A 15,718-nucleotide genomic window follows, 5' to 3' on the forward strand; every position below is an offset into this window, starting at 1 on the left:
TCTGTCAACGTAACAGCCGCCGCACGTCAGGGCTGTGTTCGTCGTCTCGGGATGGCGAGCGAGCAGACCACGGCGAGCGCACACACCCCGAGGCTGAGGAGGATCGTCGCCTCGTAGGCCCCGGCGGACGGGGTCCGGACGGTACCGTCGGCCGTCGCGGTCACCACGGTCGCGCCCGTGAGGATCATGCCGACGACGGCGGTCGCCATCGACGTGCCCACCGAGCGCATGAGGGCGTTCACGCCGTTGGCCTCGCCGGTCTGGGCGACCGGGACCACCGACATGATGAGCGCGGGCATGGCGGAATAGGCGATGCCGAGGCCGGCGCCGACCAGGGCGCTGGCAGCGAGGACCCACTGCCACGTGATGTTCCAGGGGCCGCCGAGCCCGGCCAGGAGTACCAGATAGCCGCCCGCGATCACCACCCCGCCGATGGCCAGCGAGAGCCGGGCGCCGTGCCGGTCGGTGATCCAGGAACTGACGTAGGAGAAGGCGAACATCACCAGGCCGCTGGGCATGAGTACGAGACTCGCGGGGACCATGTCGAGGCCGAGCCCGGCAGGTGCCTGATCGGGCGCCATGAGCAACTGGATCGGCATCATCTGCATCGCGTAGAACACGAATCCGGTGGCGACGGAGGCGATGTTGGTCAGCAGGATCGGACGGCTGACCAGTGTGTCGACGTCGATGAGCGCGTTCGGGGTGCGGCGCTCGTAGCGCCACCACGCGATCGCCGACACCACGAAGGCGGCGAACAGGCCGAGGGTCCAGGGGCTCGTCCAGCCCCAATCCGATGCCTTCGACAGGGGGAGCAGGACGAAGGTCAGGACCGCCGTGAGGCCGACGGTGCCGACGGCGTCGAAGCGCCCACCCGCCTCGTACGGCCCCTCGGGGACGAACCGCAGGATGGCGATGCCGCAGGCGAGGGCGGCGAGGGCGCAGATCCAGAACAGCGCGTGCCAGCTGACGTGACGCGCGATAGTGGCGGCGAAGGGCAGGCCGAGGGCGCCGCCCACCCCGAGCGAGGCACTCATCGCGCCGACCGCGGAACCGAGCTGCCGGGCGGGGACGATGTCGCGCAGAATGCTGATGCCGACCGCGATCGCGCCGATTCCGAGGCCCTGCAGTCCGCGCCCGATCAGGAACGGCAGCAGCGAGGTGGAGACCGCGCACACGGCGGAACCGCAGGCCACCGCTGCCATGTTGCCGAGGAGGACCCGCCTCTTACCGAACATGTCCCCGAGGCGCCCCGCGATCGGGGTACCGACAGCACCCACGAGGAGCGTGATCGTGAGCGTCCACGACGCGTTGCTGGGGGTGGTGTCGAGCAATGCGGGGAGCTGCGGAATCAACGGGACGATGATGGTCTGCATGAGCGCGACCACGATCCCGGCGGCGCACAGGACGGCGACGGCGGCGCGGGGGGATGTCTCGGACAGGGCTGTGCCTTCGTGATCGACGGTGAGCAGGTAGCAATCCTAACAACGAGGAGCCCCGGGGCGGCCCGTCGATCAGGTCGGGCGCCGTGCCCGTCCGGTCCGGGACGGCGCGCTCATCCGGTTCGGCGCACAGCCGCTCACGACGCGGTGGTCGGCGGGTACCGGTAGAAGCCCTCGCCGGTCTTCACGCCGAGCTTGCCGGCGTCGACGTACTCGTGCAGCAGGCGGCGCGGCCCCTCGGGCAGGTGCGGGTTCTCGGCCGCGTAGTGGTCCTCGATGTCCAGCACCACGTCCAGGCCCACGTTGTCCATCATCTGGAAGGGCCCGGCGGGCAGGTGCCAGTTGATCCGGAACATGCCGTCGACGTCTTCGGGCCGCGCGACGCCCTCGGCGACGACGGCCAGCGACTCGCGCTTGATCGCCGCCCACACCCGGTTGAAGATGAAGCCCGTGCTCTCACGGCGCGCCTCGAACGGGTGCACGTCGAATTCGGGCAACACCTCCAGCAGGGTGTCCAGCACGGCGCGGGAGGTCTCGCCGTCCGACATCACGTCGGCGGCGTTCGAGATCGGCGGCATGTAGAAGTGCAGGTTGCAGAAGCGGGTGCGGTCGCTGATCCGCTCGCTCATGAGGCGCGAGGCGTAGGACGACGAGTTCGTCGTGAGGATCGCGTCCGACGGCGCCGCACTGTCGATCTCGCCCCACAGCGGGATCTTGATGTCGAGGCGCTCGGGGACGGCCTCGACGACGAGCCACGCACCGTCGAGCGCTGCGGACAGGTCGTCGTGCGCGGTCGCGGTCCCGGCCTCACCGGATCCGCGCTGGTCGAGGAGGCCGGGAAGGGAACTGGTCACGAAGTCCACCGCGGCGCGCGCCTGGTCGGCGTTCGAGTCGTGGATCCGGACCTCGCCGCCGCGGCTCGCGAACATGAGCGCGATCCGGCGGCCGAGCGTCCCGGCCCCGATCACGGCGACGGGGCGGCGGCGGATGTCGTCGAAGGTGAAGGTAGTGGTCATGTCGACTCCGTTTCTCAGTGCGATTTTCAGTGCGGTTCGGCGCCGGTCCGGAGGCCGACGATGCCGGATACGGGCGCTCCGAGGTCGACGAGGATCTCGGGCTCGCCGCCGTCGAGCGGTACACGCCAGATGCGACCGCCCAGGTCGGAGACGTAGGCGAGACCCGCGGCCGCGTCGACCGCCAGACCGATGGCCTCGGCGAAGCCGCGCGCGAGGATCTCGGGCGCGCCGCCCGTGGCGCCCGCCGCCGGCAGCGAAGCCCGGTTGAGCGAGTTGCCGTCGGGGGCGGCGCCGCGGTCCGTCCAGTACAGGGTGTCGCCCACGATCTCGAGGTCGATCGGTTCGGGCAGTCCGTCCCACAGGGTCTCGATGTCGGGGCGGTCCTCGGGGGTCGCGCCCGCGGGGAGCTCGAGTCCGGCGCGGAGGATCCGGCCCCGGCCGCCTTTCGCGGGCCCCTTCTGCGTCCAGTAGAGGTGGCCGCGCGCGGGATCGACCGCGACACCGACGCACTCGGCCAGGCGGTCGGGTGCGGGGGCGTTGACGACGAGGTCGCGCAGGCCGGAACCGTCGGTCCCGACGGAGCTGACGCGGCAGCCCTCCCGGTCGCCCCAGTAGAGCCTCCCGGCCCCGTCCGACGCGAGCTGCTTGCCCGTGGTCATTGCACCCGGGGCGACGAGGTCGCGCCGGTCCGTGCCGTCGAGCAGGATCGAGTGGAGGCCGCCGGTGCGTGCGGAGTAGTCGAGGGCCGCCTCGCCCTCGCGATCCGGGTCCCAGGACGGCAGGCCCATCGTGGTCCAGTAGATCCGCCCGTTCTCCACGACGACGCCGTCGGGGGAGGACCCGGCCGCGTCGGTGTGGATCGTGCGCACCGCGCCGTCGGGGAGGGCCACGTGGAGGATGGTTCCGCTCTGGATTCCGAGAGCCACAATTGCTTCGAACATGTAACTTATTCTACGGCGGTGGAGCTCCGCCGACTCGGCGGCGCAGTGTGATCTTCGAGACTGTCTGCGCGTTGAGCATCCTCTCCCGGCGCGGAGGCGGTAGTGATCGAGCGGTGTCGATGACCCCGAACGATGTGCGGCGCCACGGCGCCCGCGCCGTGCGGGTCCGCGTGGATCCCGGCGCCGTCGAGGCGCTCCGGGCACAGCTCGCAGCAGAGCCGGTGCGGGGACAGCGGGAGCTCGTCGCCGGGGGCGAGACGGTCACCGTCCTGTTCGACACGCCCCGGTCGGCCGCGGACGGCGAGCGCACGCTCAGTGCGATGGCGGTCCCGGAACCGGTCGCCGCGCACGGTCCGCTGGTCGAGATCGGCGTCGTCTACGCCGGGGAGGACCTGAGCGAGGTCGCCCGGCAGCTCGGAACGGACGAGTCCGGTGTCGTGCGGATGCATACCGAGCGTGCCTGGTCCGTCGGATTCCTCGGGTTCGCACCCGGCTTCGCATACCTCCGGTCGACGGAGGCGGGTCCCGAGATCGCGCGCCGGACCTCGCCCCGCGTGCGCGTCCCCGCCGGCGCCGTCGGGTTGGCGGGGGAGTACAGCGCGGTCTACCCGCGCACTTCGCCAGGCGGGTGGCAGCTGATCGGCCGCACCGACGCCGAGCTGTGGTCGCTCGACCGGGATCCGCCCGCCGTTCTCGTGCCGGGCGCGCGCGTGCGATTCCTCGCCGTCCGCGAGCGCCTCGTGGTCCCCGTCGTGCCCGAGCAGAGCCCCGCCGTCTCGCCCCCGGAACGAGGCCTCGCCGTGCGCGAGACGGGGTTGCAGAGCCTCGTCGAGGACCTCGGCCGTCCTGGATACGCTGCCATCGGGGTCACCCGGTCGGGCGCCGCCGATCGCGGCGCCCTGCGGCAGGCCAACCGGCTGGTGGGCAATCCGGCGGGGGCGGCGGGGATCGAGAACCTCGGAGGCGGTCTGGAACTCGTCGCTGCGGGGGAGCAGGTGGTCGCCGTGACCGGCGCCTACGCACCGCTCGTCGTCGAGGCGCCGGACGGGCGCCGGCGCACCGTCGAACCAGGGCGTCCGTTCGCGCTCGACGACGGTGACCTCCTCGAGGTCGGCCCTGTGACCGCGGGTCTACGCGTCGTGATCGCCGTGCGCGGCGGCGTCGACGTCCCGCCCGTGCTCGGCAGCCGCAGCACGGACACCCTCGCCCACCTCGGCCCCGCCCCGATCGCCGCCGGCGACGTGCTGCCCGTCGGACGCGCGCCGCGGACCGCCGTCGGGGAGACCGAGGCCGTGCCCGTCGCGCCCGACGGAGCTCGCCCGACGGTGCTCGACGTGACGCCGGGGCCGGACGCACAGCTCTTCCCGGACGGGGTCTGGGAGCACCTGCTCGACGCGCCGTGGGAGGTCACGCCGAACAGTGATCGCGTCGGCGTGCGGCTCACGGGCGTTCCCCTCGGGCGGCCCGAGGGCGAGGTGCAGAGCCAGGCGCTGGTGCCCGGCGCGATCCAGGTGCCGCCGTCCGGCGAACCGGTCGTCTTCGGCGTCGACCACCCGACGACCGGCGGCTACCCCGTGCTCGCCGTGGTCGCGGAGCATCATCTGGACCGGCTGGCTCAGCTGCCGCTCGGGTCGTCCGTGCGGTTCGCGGCCCGTACGAACTGCCCGTGAGGGAGGCCGGGGGATCGTGTGGAGGCTGCGACCGCCACCAGGACGACTCCGAGGACGCAGCGCCACCAGAGGAACGGGTCGATCGCGGCCCGCTCCGTGCCACCCGCGCCGAGCGGGTTCGCCCACGGGATGACCAGCGCGGCGATGCCGGAGACCGCGAAGCAGGCGGCGGTGAAGACTGCGAGCCGCGGGCGCGAGCGGATCAGCAGTAGGAAGGCCAGGGCCATCAGGGCCATTCCGGTCACGTGCTCGACGTATGCCGCGATGGGGTGGATGATGACGCGGGCCCGGGGTCCGTCGGGGAACTCGCCGGCGCTTCCGGGAAAGAGTCCCACGCACGCCAGCGCGACGCCGTTGATCGTGGCGAGCACGAGGGCGACGGTGCCCCAGCGCCGCGGCAGGAGCGGGCGCACCGCGAACGCCGCCGCGATGCCGAGCACACCGACAGCCACGAACGCCCAGTTCATCGCCGGATGCCAGGGGGAGCAGACGAACCGGTCCGCGACGGCGAGGCCCCCGTCGCGATGGAGGTCGCCGAGGCATTCCGGCACGCCCAGGTCGCTGATCATGTTCCCGGTCCAGCTGTACGGTCGCGGCCAGCGCGTCGCGACGATCAGACCCACGACGAAGTACAGCGCAGTGCCGGAGAGGAGCGCGCCGGCGAGGGCGGCGCGGCGCCTGCCCAGAGCGGCGACGGGCCGGGTCTGGGGGAGAGCTTCGATCTTTAGCCGCATTCACCATTTGTAGCGGATGGGACGCGCCGAGCGCTGTGGTGCCCATCTCGCTCGGACGGTATTCCTGTGCGGCCGATGCAATCGCGATGAGCCGATCAATTCCTTCGCTCACGGTCTGCGATCACGATGTGTCGGTGACCACCACCCCCACCGACCGCCGGGCGGAGCGAGTCTTCGACTCCCTCGCGGATGCCGTCGGGGACACTCCACTCGTACGCCTGCGGGCCGTGTCGGCGCGCGACGACGTGCAGATCTGGGCGAAACTGGAGTACCTCAACCCCGGCGGCAGCAGCAAGGACCGCGCCGCTGCGGCGATGATTCTCGATGCTGAGAGGCGGGGCCTACTCCGTCCGGGCGGCACTATCGTCGAGGGGACGTCCGGCAACACGGGAATAGCCCTAGCCCAGTTCGGTGCGGCACGCGGGTACCGCACGGTCGTGGTCGCCCCCGACAAGACGTCGGAGGAGAAGCTCGCGATCCTCCGCGCACACGGCGCCGAGGTCGTGATCGCACCCAGCGGCGTGCCGGCCGACCATCCCGACTACGTCCGTAATCAGGCACGGCGCATCGCCGACTCGATCGACGGTGGCTGGCTCACCGGCCAGTACGACAATCCGGCCAATCCGGCGGCGCACGAGGCCACCACCGGTCCGGAGATCTGGCGCCAAACAGCGGGCACCGTCACGCATCTCGTGGCCGGCATCGGTACGGGCGGCACCATCACGGGCACCGGGCGATTCCTCAAGGCTCAGGGCGCCGTCACCGTGATCGGCGCCGAACCCGAGGGCTCGAACTACTCGCTCCCTCGCTCGGCCGAGCCGCACGCCGAGGGCGAACACGCCTGGTACATCGAGGCGGTGGGCCACTTCCGGCACCCGCGCAGCCCCGTCGACGACTGGCCGGATTCGTACGACGCCGGCGTCATCGACGCCATCGAGGTGATTCCCGACGCCACCGCTCTGGCGACCCTGCACCACGTGGCCCGCCACGAGGGGCTGCTGGTGGGGGGATCGTCGGGGACCGCCCTCGCGGCGGCCGCACGCGTCGCCGAGACCGCCGCCCCCGGAGCGGTGATCGTCGCGGTGCTCCCCGACTCGGGACGTGCCTACCTCAGCAAGTACTTCTCGCCGGATTGGCTTGCGCGGTGGGGCTTCGACGACCTCACGGCGAAGCCCACAGGCGTTCCGCTCCCACGGATTCCCACTCTGTCCGTATCGCTCACCGTCGGCGAAGCGATCCATCGATGGCCCGACGGATACGACTCCGCGCTCGTGACGCTGCGGACGGGCCCGCGCACCGTTGCCGCCGAGGTGGCGGGTTCGGTGCGCCGGTCGGCACTCAACGACGCCGATCCGAACGATCCGATCGAACGGCACGTTCGGCGAGCCCTCGTCGCGGGGCGACGCGAGTCGTTGGACGTCGCGCGTTCGCGGTTGGCGTCCATCGGGCCCGAGCCGGAGGACCTCGTCGCGCTCTCCGATCGCGGCTTCGTCGACACCGTCGTGAAATGGCGCGACTTCACCCACCACGCCGATTCGCACCCACAGCTGGAACACCGAGAGGACCGCCGACGATGAGCGACGACCACACACCCGAGAACACACCCGAGGCCACGAACGCACCACGGCACGATCCTCCGGCCGGCACGCCGGAGGCCGGCAGTGTTCTGCCCAGTGGCGCCGTCGTCGGTGGCACGGGGACCATCGGCCCCGAACCGCAGCAGCGCGGCCCGTCGCGACGGAGCCTGCTGATCGGCGGCGGCCTCGCCGCTGCCGCCGTCGTGGCGGGAGGGGTGGGCCTGTTCGCTGCACGCGACCGTGGCCCGACGACCACCTCGTCCGCGGGCAAGCTCCGCATCGCGTACGGCGGTGACGTCTGCGAGGCTGCGCTGTTCGCCGCCTACGAGAAGGGCTTCTTCCGCGATGCGGGGCTCGACGTGGAGATCGTCAAAACCGCCACCGGCGAGGACACCCACCCCGCCGTGGGCTCGGGCAAATACGTGGCCGCGCCGGGGATCTTCTTCTCCTGGCTCAAGCCGATCGAGCAGGGGGTCAACGTCAAGTTGGTCGCGGGCCTGCACGAGGGCTGCCTGCGTCTGGTGGTGCCGAGGAACGGGCCGATCACGTCAGTACAGCAGTTGCGCGGCAAGCGGATCGGCGTCTCCGGCCTGCAGTCCTCGGCCCTGAACTTCTTCTCTCTCGACCTGCTCGACGCCGGCATCGTCCCCTCGCCCGAGGCCAGGCAGGTCGAATGGGTCGTCATCGAGAACGATCTGCTCCCGAAGGCTCTTCTGGAAGGAAAGGTCGATGCCATTGCCGCCTCCGACCCGGTGGCGTTGCTGGCCACGCTCGAAGGCCGAGCGGTGGAGCTGACGAACAACCGCCAGGGGGTCAACGCACAGCAGTACTGCTGCGCGACGGCCCTCAACGGCGACTTCGTCCGCGACTACCCGGAGGAGGGCCGCAAGCTGGTCACCGCGTGGGCGGAGGGCAGCCGGTGGGTGGGCAGCAACATCGAGGAGGCCGCGCAGATCGAGGTCGACAAGAAGTACGTCGCCGGTACGGTCGAGCAGATCGTCCCGATCCTCAAGACGTACGGCTACAACCCGAGTGCGAAATCTTTACGCGCCGCTCTGGTTCCGGGCATCCAGAAGTTCGCCGGGACCGGCTTCCTCGACCGACGCACCAGCCCCGAGGAGTTGGCCGACAAGGTGTACGCCGATCTGGGGCTCGGCTGGTGACCGACCAGCTGACCGCCACGGCGCCGGCCCCGGCTTCCGCCGCGGACGACGAGGTACGCGCCGCGCTCGACCGTCGCGCTGCGGCACCGCCCCGCGTTCCGCTGTGGGGCACGGCCTCCGCCGGCGCCTGGATCGTGGCGGCAGTGCTGGTCTTGGCGGTGCCGGACACGACCCGCTTCCGGGTGGACGCGACCACCGCGTTCGGCATCGTCCTCGCGGTGGTAGCGGCCGTGATCGCCGTAGCCGCGGCCGTTTCGCTGCAGAGCGAGCGTACCCGCTCCGCCCTCAGTCGCAGGCTGCCGTGGGCGATCGCCGGCGCGGTCTGGATCGTGGTTTGGGAACTCTCGACGGCCAAGTCGGGCTGGCTGGCGCCGCCGTACTTCGCCGCACCGCAACAACTCCTGTACGAGGCGTTCAACGACCGCGGCATTCTGGCGCGGAGCCTGGGCAGCTCCCTGGTGCTCCTGGCCACGGGCTTCCTGATCGGTCTGATCGTGGGCATCGCCACCGGCGTTCTCATCGGTTGGAGCGAACGCGCCGACTACTGGGTGCATCCGGCACTGCTGTACCTCGGTCCGGTGCCCGCGATCGCGTGGATCCCGATCGTGTTCGTCGCGGCGCCCACCAGTTTCCTCGGCGCGGTGTTCCTCATCGCCCTTACCGTGTGGTTCCCGGTGACGCTACTGACCCGTGCGGGAGTCGTATCCACGCCCCGAGCCTTCTATGACGTGGCGCAGACCCTCGGCGCCGACACCCGTTTCCTGGTGACCCGGATCAGCCTGCCGTCGGCGCTGCCGAGCATCTTCACCGGTGCCTTCATGGGACTGGGTATGTCGTTCGCGACGCTGACCGTGGCGGAGAACTTCGGGGTGAACGCCGGGCTCGGCTGGTACATCAACTGGAAGAAGGGCTGGAGCGCGTATCCGGCCATGTATGCGGCGATCCTGATCATGGTGTTGTTCTGCGGCGGTCTGCTGATAGCGCTGCTGAGGACCCGCGATCGCGTCTTGCGCTGGCAGAAGGACTTGACACGATGGTAGCGGCACTCGACATCCTCTCCGTGACCCACGGCTACCGTACGGGCAGGACCGATCTCACGGTTCTCGACGACGTCTCACTCTCGGCGCGGCCCGGTGAGTTCGTCGCACTCCTCGGACCGTCGGGTTCCGGGAAATCGACGCTGCTTCGGCTGATCGCCGGACTGGAGCTGCCGTTGGTCGGGTCGGTGTTCGTGGACGGAGAGCCCGTTCGGGGGCCGCACCCGTCGCGCGCGCTCATGTTCCAGGACCCGACGCTGCTGCCGTGGCGCACGGTCCGCCAGAACGTGGAACTCGGCCCTGACGCTCGGCATAGCGCCGACCCCGAGGGTGTGTCCGCGGCGCTGGATCGCGTCGGGCTCGCAGACTTCGCCGACGCCCTTCCTGCCCGCCTGTCGGGCGGGATGGCGCAGCGGGCCGCGCTGGCACGGGCACTGGTCGGCGCGCCGAGCCTGCTCCTTCTCGACGAGCCGCTCGGGAAGCTCGACGCGCTGACCCGCTCCCTCCTGCAATCCGAGCTCGAATCCGTTTGGCAGCACAACGGATTCACCACGATCCTGGTGACCCACGACGTGGATGAGGCGTTGCGCCTGGCGCAGCGGATCGTGGTCTTCGGACCTCGCCCGGCTCGCGTGATCGCGGAGTTCGACAATCCGCTCCCTCGTCCCCGTGTCTTCGATCATCCGGACTTCCTTGCCCTGCGCCGCCGTGTGATCGATGCACTCTCCCTCACAACAACGGAAGCCTCATGAACCCCCGCACTCGCCTTCTCGCCGTCATGCTCCTGGCGCTCTTCCCGCTGGCTCTCGCCCCCTACGCCGGCGCGCACATCACGGTCTCGGCCCCCGGAGCCGTAGCGGGGCGACCCGCCACGATCGAGGTACGGGTTCCGACTGAATCCGGCACCGCCTCAACGGTCACCGTGCGCATCCAACTACCCGCCGAATTGGCGGGCGGAGCGACGGCCACCGCTCCGGCGGGGTGGCGCGTCGAACGATCCGACGTCACGGTCACCTGGATCGCCACTGCGGGCGGCGCTCCGGCACACCAGGCCGCCGTGTTCACCGTCGCGGTCGACCGCCTCCCGGCGGGAACGTTCCACTTCCCGGCCGTTCAGACGTACTCCGACGGCACCGTCGCGTCCTGGACCGAGCGCGGTGCCCCCGGACTGGAACTGGAACACCCCGCACCGACCCTCACCGTCGGCGGACCGGCCGACGCGGGCCAGCCCACACCGGCGGCAAACCCCACGACGACGGTGACGGCGACGGCGTCTGCTGGGTCGCCGGCGGCGTCACCAACTGCGACACCGGCCGCGTCACCGACTGCGGCGCAGACGGACGAGGCGAGCAGCGGAACACTCTGGTGGGTAGTGGGTGCCGTCGCGATCCTGGTCGCCGCGATCGGCGTGGCCGTAGCCATCCGACGCAGGAGGAACTGACCTGCATCGCCTGGCCCGCCTGGTCGCCGTACTGGGGACCGCATTCGTGCTCGTGGTCGTGAACGCTCCGAGCGCCTTCGCGCACGCCTACCTCGTATCGTCGAACCCGGCGCACGGCAGCGTGCTCGATCGCGCCCCGGCGCAGGTGGAGGTCACCTTCAGCGAGGACATCAGCCTGCCGAACGGGTCGGCCGTCGCGGTGCGCGTGGCCGACCGCGACCTGGCCGAGGCCCCGTCGGTGAACGGTTCTCGATTGACCATCCCGATCCGGGACGGCGGGACCGGCGTCTACCTGGTGACCTGGCGGATCATTTCGAGCGATTCCCACTCGATCTCGGGGTCGATACAGTTCGGCGTCGGCGTCGGCGTCTCCGCGAGCAGCCTGGACGCAGCGCCGCCGGAGGACGTGGTCGAGCCGGTCCGGCCCTGGGAGGTACTCGCTCGAATTCTCGGTTACGTGGGGCTCGTCGGCGTCGCGATCGCGGCGATCAGGGCAGTCGGGCGCACCGGGATCCTGCTGTCTTCCGCCGCGCTGGTGACCTCCGCGGCGATCCGCTTCGGTGCCGACGTTGCGACACGCGGCGAACTGGTCTTCGCTACCGGGGTCGGCGCGGGTGCCGGTCTCACTGTGGTGGCAGCGCTCATCTCGGCGGTCCTGCCGGCGTCGACGGGTGCGCGCACGTCCGCGCTCCGGTGGGCGGCCGTTGCCATCGCCGCACTCGGGGTCGTCGCCGGCGGACACGCCTGGCCTGGCGGCGTACCGTCGCTGGCGATCGGGTGGGCGCACGCCTTCGCTGCCGCGGTGTGGTTCGCAGCGGTGGCCGCGACCCTACTGGGCGGCCCGCCTCGGAGAACCACGGCATTCGCCGCGGTCGCGATCGGGACCTTGATTCTGACCGGCGTCGCGCAGAGCATCGACCGCGTCCACTGGTGGGACGCGCTCACCCAGACCGATTACGGGCGACTGGTCCTGATCAAGGTCGCTCTAGCCGCTTTCGCCATCGCGCTCGGTGGGATCGCGGCTCGACGACGCGCGGCCGGACGACCGACGGCGCTCGAATCAGCCGTTCTGGCGACGGCGTTCGGGGTGGCGGGCGTGCTGGCGTCGACGCCTATCGCGGCCGCCGTCTTCCACCCCGTCGCCCGGGTGGAAGCGGAGGCCGGTCCGTACTCACTGACCGTCGACGTCGAACCCGCGCGAATCGGTCCGCAGCGATGGAAGGTGGTGATCCGGCCGGGGGAGGGCGCGCAGGCGCAGGTCCGCTCCCTTCAGGCCGTGCTCGCCGACGGAACGCGTGTGGACTTCCCGATCAGAGTGCCCGGTTCGGCACCGCCCGGCGCCGTGCCGGAGACGACGTTCATCGGCCGTACCTCGATCTCCGAGGCGTCGACGACAGAAGAGGGGCGGCTCATCCTGGAGGTCGACGCGTTCACGAGCTACGTGGCCAGGATCGCCGTGCCACTCGGATAGACTAGTACGACTGGTCTATTCAGAGCCCCGGCCGCCCGGCCGCACGGAGGAAGCGGGCGGAGACGCCCCAGGTCGTAGCCGTGCTACAGCGAGCTGAGCGGATCTCGTGCGCGAGGAGAGCCGCAGGGGATCATGCATCCAGTGCAATTATGACGGTTCCATATGTCATAATGTAGATTATCGGCGAATCGTGGGAGGTCCGGTCGGCCTAGGTCGATGCCGAGGTTCTTCTCGGTTGTCCGTTCTCGCTCTTCATGACGCATTCTCGGTCGAGTTGACGCATCCGCGTGGTCGCTCTCAACTTCTTGACGCATCTGGTGTGTAGATCTCAGATTGGTGACGTAGCCACCACCGGCGTGTCCACACGGCTGTGAGGGTCGTTTGATCTACGTGCGATGCATACAGGTGCTGCCAGGCCCCGACCTCTCTGGTTTGATGCGTGCCCGGACCCGCAATCCGCGATTCTGTCACTGTGACGTATTTTCAGTCAGAGGGGTTCCGCGTTCGCCATGCAGTTCGGTGTCGGCCCGCTGTGCTCAGGCCTTCGCCAACTGCACGCCCGTCGGCATGAACTGGCGTCCAGGAAGGGCGACTAGTCCGGCGAGGGCGGCTGCGAAGCAGAGAACGGCGACTACGACACAGGCGGTCGTCAGGCCGGCGAGGAACGACTCGCGCACGGGTCACGACTGGTCCTGGAGGTGCCAGTTGCGGATCGCAGCTGCGAAGTCGGTGGGAGCGTCGGATTGGGCGTACAGGCCAGCGCCGTCAATGGTGACGGTTTGCCGGTCACGGAAGGTCGATTCGAGGCGCTTGAGTTCGTTATGCCGGAAGACCCAGCTTGCTCCGCCCCACACGATCAGGGTTGGAAGGTGGTCAACTTCGCCGAGCCGGGATTCGATGTCGGTGAAGAAGCCCCGGCTGGCGATGATGCGGCTGGGGAGGATCGCAGAAGCTTGCCGGCGCTGCGGAGTAGCTTGCGCTTGGCGATAGTGCGCCATCTCGGCCGGTGATGGTTTCCGTCGGTGATGGCCCATGGGAATGAAGGTGTTCACGACGAGATCGACATGGCGCGCGAGCAGGCGGAGGGGGCTTGCGCCGCCGATTCGGGAGAATCCCTCGAAGTAGAGATCGCCGTTCGTCGGCCACGCCCAGGTGTTGGTCAGCACTAGCCGATCGAAGGTGCCTGGCCGGCGCTGGGTAACGGCCAGGCCGATGGGTCCGCCCCAGTCCTGTCCGACGAGCGTGGCCCCGCTAATGTCGAGTGCGTCGACGAACGAACCGATAACGTCCGTGTGCTCTTCGGGCAGATAGTGGTAGCCAGGAGCGGCGGTGGACAGGCCGAAGCCGGGGTAGTCGACCGCGATGCAGCGGAACGCGCTACTCAGGTCGCGGATTACGTCCCGCCAGAGGAACGACCAGGTCGGATTCCCGTGGAGCATCAGCAAGGTTGGCCCGCTCCCCTCGTCGATGTAGTGCACCGTGTGGCCGTCAAGGTCCACGAAGCGACTCGTGAACGGAAACAGTTCGTCGTCGACCCAGCGGGGCCGCTCTGCTGTTGACATGGGCATGGTCCTCTCCATCAGGTAGGCTTGAGATTTTCAAGTCATTCTAGGAAAGTCAAGTGATAGGTATGAGTCGAAGCTACGGGCACTACTGCGGTCTCGCGCGCGCCTTGGACGTGATCGGTGACCGCTGGAATCTGCTGATCGTGCGGCAGCTGCTCGTGGGCGAGGCTCGATACCGCGAGCTCGCCGATGGTCTGCCCGGGATCGCCAGCAACCTGCTGTCGGACCGTCTGCGGGACTTGGAGACGGCAGGGGTGATCGAACGTCGCCCTGCACCCACGGGCAACGCTGTGGTGTACGCACTAACGGCGTGGGGGGCCGAACTTCGAGGGCCGATCGAGGGCCTGATTCGATGGTCGGCACCGCTCATGGTGCGTGGACCGGAAGGGGATCCGTTCCTGCCGGACTGGCTCGCTGTCGCGCTACCAGCGTTGCTGAACCGAACGAGGCCTGCCGGAGACGCCTACCCGACAATCGGGATCGAGCTAAATCAGGTTATGTTCCAGGTGGAAGCAGGAACAGAGGGCTGGGAGGTTGCGCGCCACGACGGCCGTCCTCTCGCTGCAGTCCTACGCACCGATCCCCCGATCATTCTCGGCATCGCAGCTGGAATGCTTAGCATCGAAGACCTCCGTGAGGCCGTCGGAATCGAAGGAGACGAAACAGCGCTCCGTCAGGTCCTTTCACGGTGAATCGGGAGATGTCCGACCCCCGCTAAAGCCTATCCAGTATTCCGTCAGGACCACCGCGCGAGGCGGCGCGTAATGCTCTCGGCCTGGCCTTTGGCATAGTGGTGCCCCGTCGAAAACTGCATGGGTAGCCATGTCCACCATGTTATCCACGTGAGTCCATCGCTTCACCAGGTCTGTCAGCTGGAGATGATCCCCGAGCATGTAGCGAACAGGACCGTCAGCGGCAGCTTGCCGACGAGCACTTAACTAGCGCATGTCAAAAGGCCTGTCATTGTCGCGCGATGGCCACACCAAGGCCTCACGGCGTGGAACTAACGAGCGCCATAAACGTCGACCGTATGCGGTATTATTCGCGCAACTTCAAAACCTGCCCCGATATAGCACGGTGATACGACCGTAAAAATCAATGCCGGTCTTGCGGGCGCCAATTTGATCGAGTAGTTGTAGGAGTTTTCCCAGCGAAGGAAGTATCCGTCGACAGTCGGGGTAGTTTTCGACCGCTCCGGTGTTTGCGGGCGAACTTGTGTGAGGAATTCCTGATCAGAAGACACCGCAGTCCCTCCCGTAGACTGCCCGTACTCAACAATCCTCTTCATCGTGTCGCGAGGATTTGCTGCTTCAACAATCCATGTGGCGTCAATCGCAATGACGTCGTCTCGGGAATCGGAGCATCGCGTCTTACTCATTTCAATTCCAGGATAGCTGTAGGCAACTATTGACATATCGCGCGGTTCGCGGATTGGGTTCGCGATACCGGCGGCAGATCTGAGGACATTCTCCGACTGGCGCAGAATTCCCCATTGCGCAGAGACGTCGTCGAGTGGCGCAAGACTCGAAGATTCGCGAGACTCGCACCCCGTTGTCAGCACAGAAACTGTGATGACTAAGATCGCGGCTATCCAGTGGGAGATCCTATTCATACGACCATCCTTCATCCTTCTAAGAGGTTATCCAACTGGGTCGCTACTCGGC

Annotated in this window: 14 protein-coding genes; 8 read left to right on the top strand and 6 right to left on the bottom strand. The window is 68.8% G+C overall.

Annotation, left to right across the window (positions count from 1 at the left end; all coding sequences use genetic code 11):
• Nucleotides 1-26: 26 nt before the first annotated feature.
• From FK529_RS06535 to FK529_RS06545, 3 genes are all read right to left on the bottom strand, one after another.
• A complete protein-coding gene (locus tag FK529_RS06535) occupies nt 27-1,373 on the bottom strand; it encodes an MFS transporter (protein ID WP_231702963.1) in 1,347 nt (448 codons plus the stop codon).
• A 203-nt stretch (nt 1,374-1,576) separates the two neighbouring features.
• A complete protein-coding gene (locus FK529_RS06540) occupies nt 1,577-2,455 on the bottom strand; it encodes a 3-hydroxyacyl-CoA dehydrogenase family protein (protein WP_146560187.1) in 879 nt (292 codons plus the stop codon).
• A 26-nt stretch (nt 2,456-2,481) separates the two neighbouring features.
• Nucleotides 2,482-3,396, bottom strand: coding sequence for an SMP-30/gluconolactonase/LRE family protein (locus FK529_RS06545; RefSeq protein WP_146560188.1), 915 nt, complete (start codon nt 3,394-3,396; stop codon nt 2,482-2,484).
• Between the two features lie 119 nt (nt 3,397-3,515).
• Here FK529_RS06545 and FK529_RS06550 point away from each other — a divergent pair, with 119 nt between their 5' ends.
• The gene (locus FK529_RS06550) at nt 3,516-5,066 is read left to right on the top strand and encodes a 5-oxoprolinase subunit B/C family protein (protein ID WP_146560189.1); all 1,551 of its coding nucleotides are present in this window, start codon (nt 3,516-3,518) and stop codon (nt 5,064-5,066) included.
• Here FK529_RS06550 and FK529_RS06555 read toward each other — a convergent pair.
• Nucleotides 5,012-5,800: a DUF998 domain-containing protein gene (locus tag FK529_RS06555; RefSeq protein ID WP_146560190.1), complete on the bottom strand. Its 789-nt coding sequence runs from the start codon at nt 5,798-5,800 to the stop codon at nt 5,012-5,014. The two genes, FK529_RS06550 and FK529_RS06555, sit on opposite strands and share 55 nt — an antisense overlap.
• 134 nt (nt 5,801-5,934) lie before the next feature.
• On the opposite strand from FK529_RS06555, the gene FK529_RS06560 reads away from it, so the two are divergent.
• Genes FK529_RS06560 through FK529_RS06585 form a run of 6 tightly spaced genes read left to right on the top strand, consistent with a single transcriptional unit; the run spans nt 5,935 to nt 12,489 of the window.
• Nucleotides 5,935-7,377 (top strand): PLP-dependent cysteine synthase family protein, encoded by a 1,443-nt coding sequence (locus FK529_RS06560; protein WP_231702964.1) that lies wholly within the window; start codon nt 5,935-5,937, stop codon nt 7,375-7,377.
• A complete protein-coding gene (locus tag FK529_RS06565) occupies nt 7,374-8,540 on the top strand; it encodes an ABC transporter substrate-binding protein (protein ID WP_158635065.1) in 1,167 nt (388 codons plus the stop codon). The genes FK529_RS06560 and FK529_RS06565 overlap by 4 nt, the downstream gene beginning before the upstream one ends.
• Nucleotides 8,537-9,580, top strand: coding sequence for an ABC transporter permease (locus FK529_RS06570; protein WP_231702965.1), 1,044 nt, complete (start codon nt 8,537-8,539; stop codon nt 9,578-9,580). The genes FK529_RS06565 and FK529_RS06570 overlap by 4 nt, the downstream gene beginning before the upstream one ends.
• On the top strand, nt 9,574-10,329 hold the full coding sequence (locus FK529_RS06575) for an ABC transporter ATP-binding protein (RefSeq protein ID WP_146560193.1): 756 nt from the start codon (nt 9,574-9,576) through the stop codon (nt 10,327-10,329). The genes FK529_RS06570 and FK529_RS06575 overlap by 7 nt, the downstream gene beginning before the upstream one ends.
• Complete coding sequence (locus FK529_RS06580) at nt 10,326-11,018, top strand: DUF1775 domain-containing protein (RefSeq protein WP_146560194.1); 693 nt, start codon at nt 10,326-10,328, stop codon at nt 11,016-11,018. The genes FK529_RS06575 and FK529_RS06580 overlap by 4 nt, the downstream gene beginning before the upstream one ends.
• Before the next feature lie 58 nt (nt 11,019-11,076).
• A complete protein-coding gene (locus FK529_RS06585) occupies nt 11,077-12,489 on the top strand; it encodes a copper resistance CopC/CopD family protein (RefSeq protein WP_158635066.1) in 1,413 nt (470 codons plus the stop codon).
• Nucleotides 12,490-13,169: 680 nt separating this feature from the next.
• Here the strand turns inward: FK529_RS06585 and FK529_RS06590 are convergent.
• Complete coding sequence (locus tag FK529_RS06590) at nt 13,170-14,051, bottom strand: alpha/beta fold hydrolase (RefSeq protein WP_146560196.1); 882 nt, start codon at nt 14,049-14,051, stop codon at nt 13,170-13,172.
• A 68-nt stretch (nt 14,052-14,119) separates the two neighbouring features.
• On the opposite strand from FK529_RS06590, the gene FK529_RS06595 reads away from it, so the two are divergent.
• On the top strand, nt 14,120-14,746 hold the full coding sequence (locus FK529_RS06595) for a winged helix-turn-helix transcriptional regulator (RefSeq protein WP_146560197.1): 627 nt from the start codon (nt 14,120-14,122) through the stop codon (nt 14,744-14,746).
• A gap of 311 nt (nt 14,747-15,057) precedes the next feature.
• On the opposite strand, the gene FK529_RS06600 is transcribed toward FK529_RS06595, so the two are convergent.
• Nucleotides 15,058-15,666: a hypothetical protein gene (locus FK529_RS06600; RefSeq protein WP_146560198.1), complete on the bottom strand. Its 609-nt coding sequence runs from the start codon at nt 15,664-15,666 to the stop codon at nt 15,058-15,060.
• Nucleotides 15,667-15,718: the final 52 nt, after the last annotated feature.

It is taken from the genome of Tsukamurella asaccharolytica (assembly GCF_007858435.1).
GTDB classification, from domain to species: Bacteria; Actinomycetota; Actinomycetes; order Mycobacteriales; family Mycobacteriaceae; genus Tsukamurella; species Tsukamurella asaccharolytica.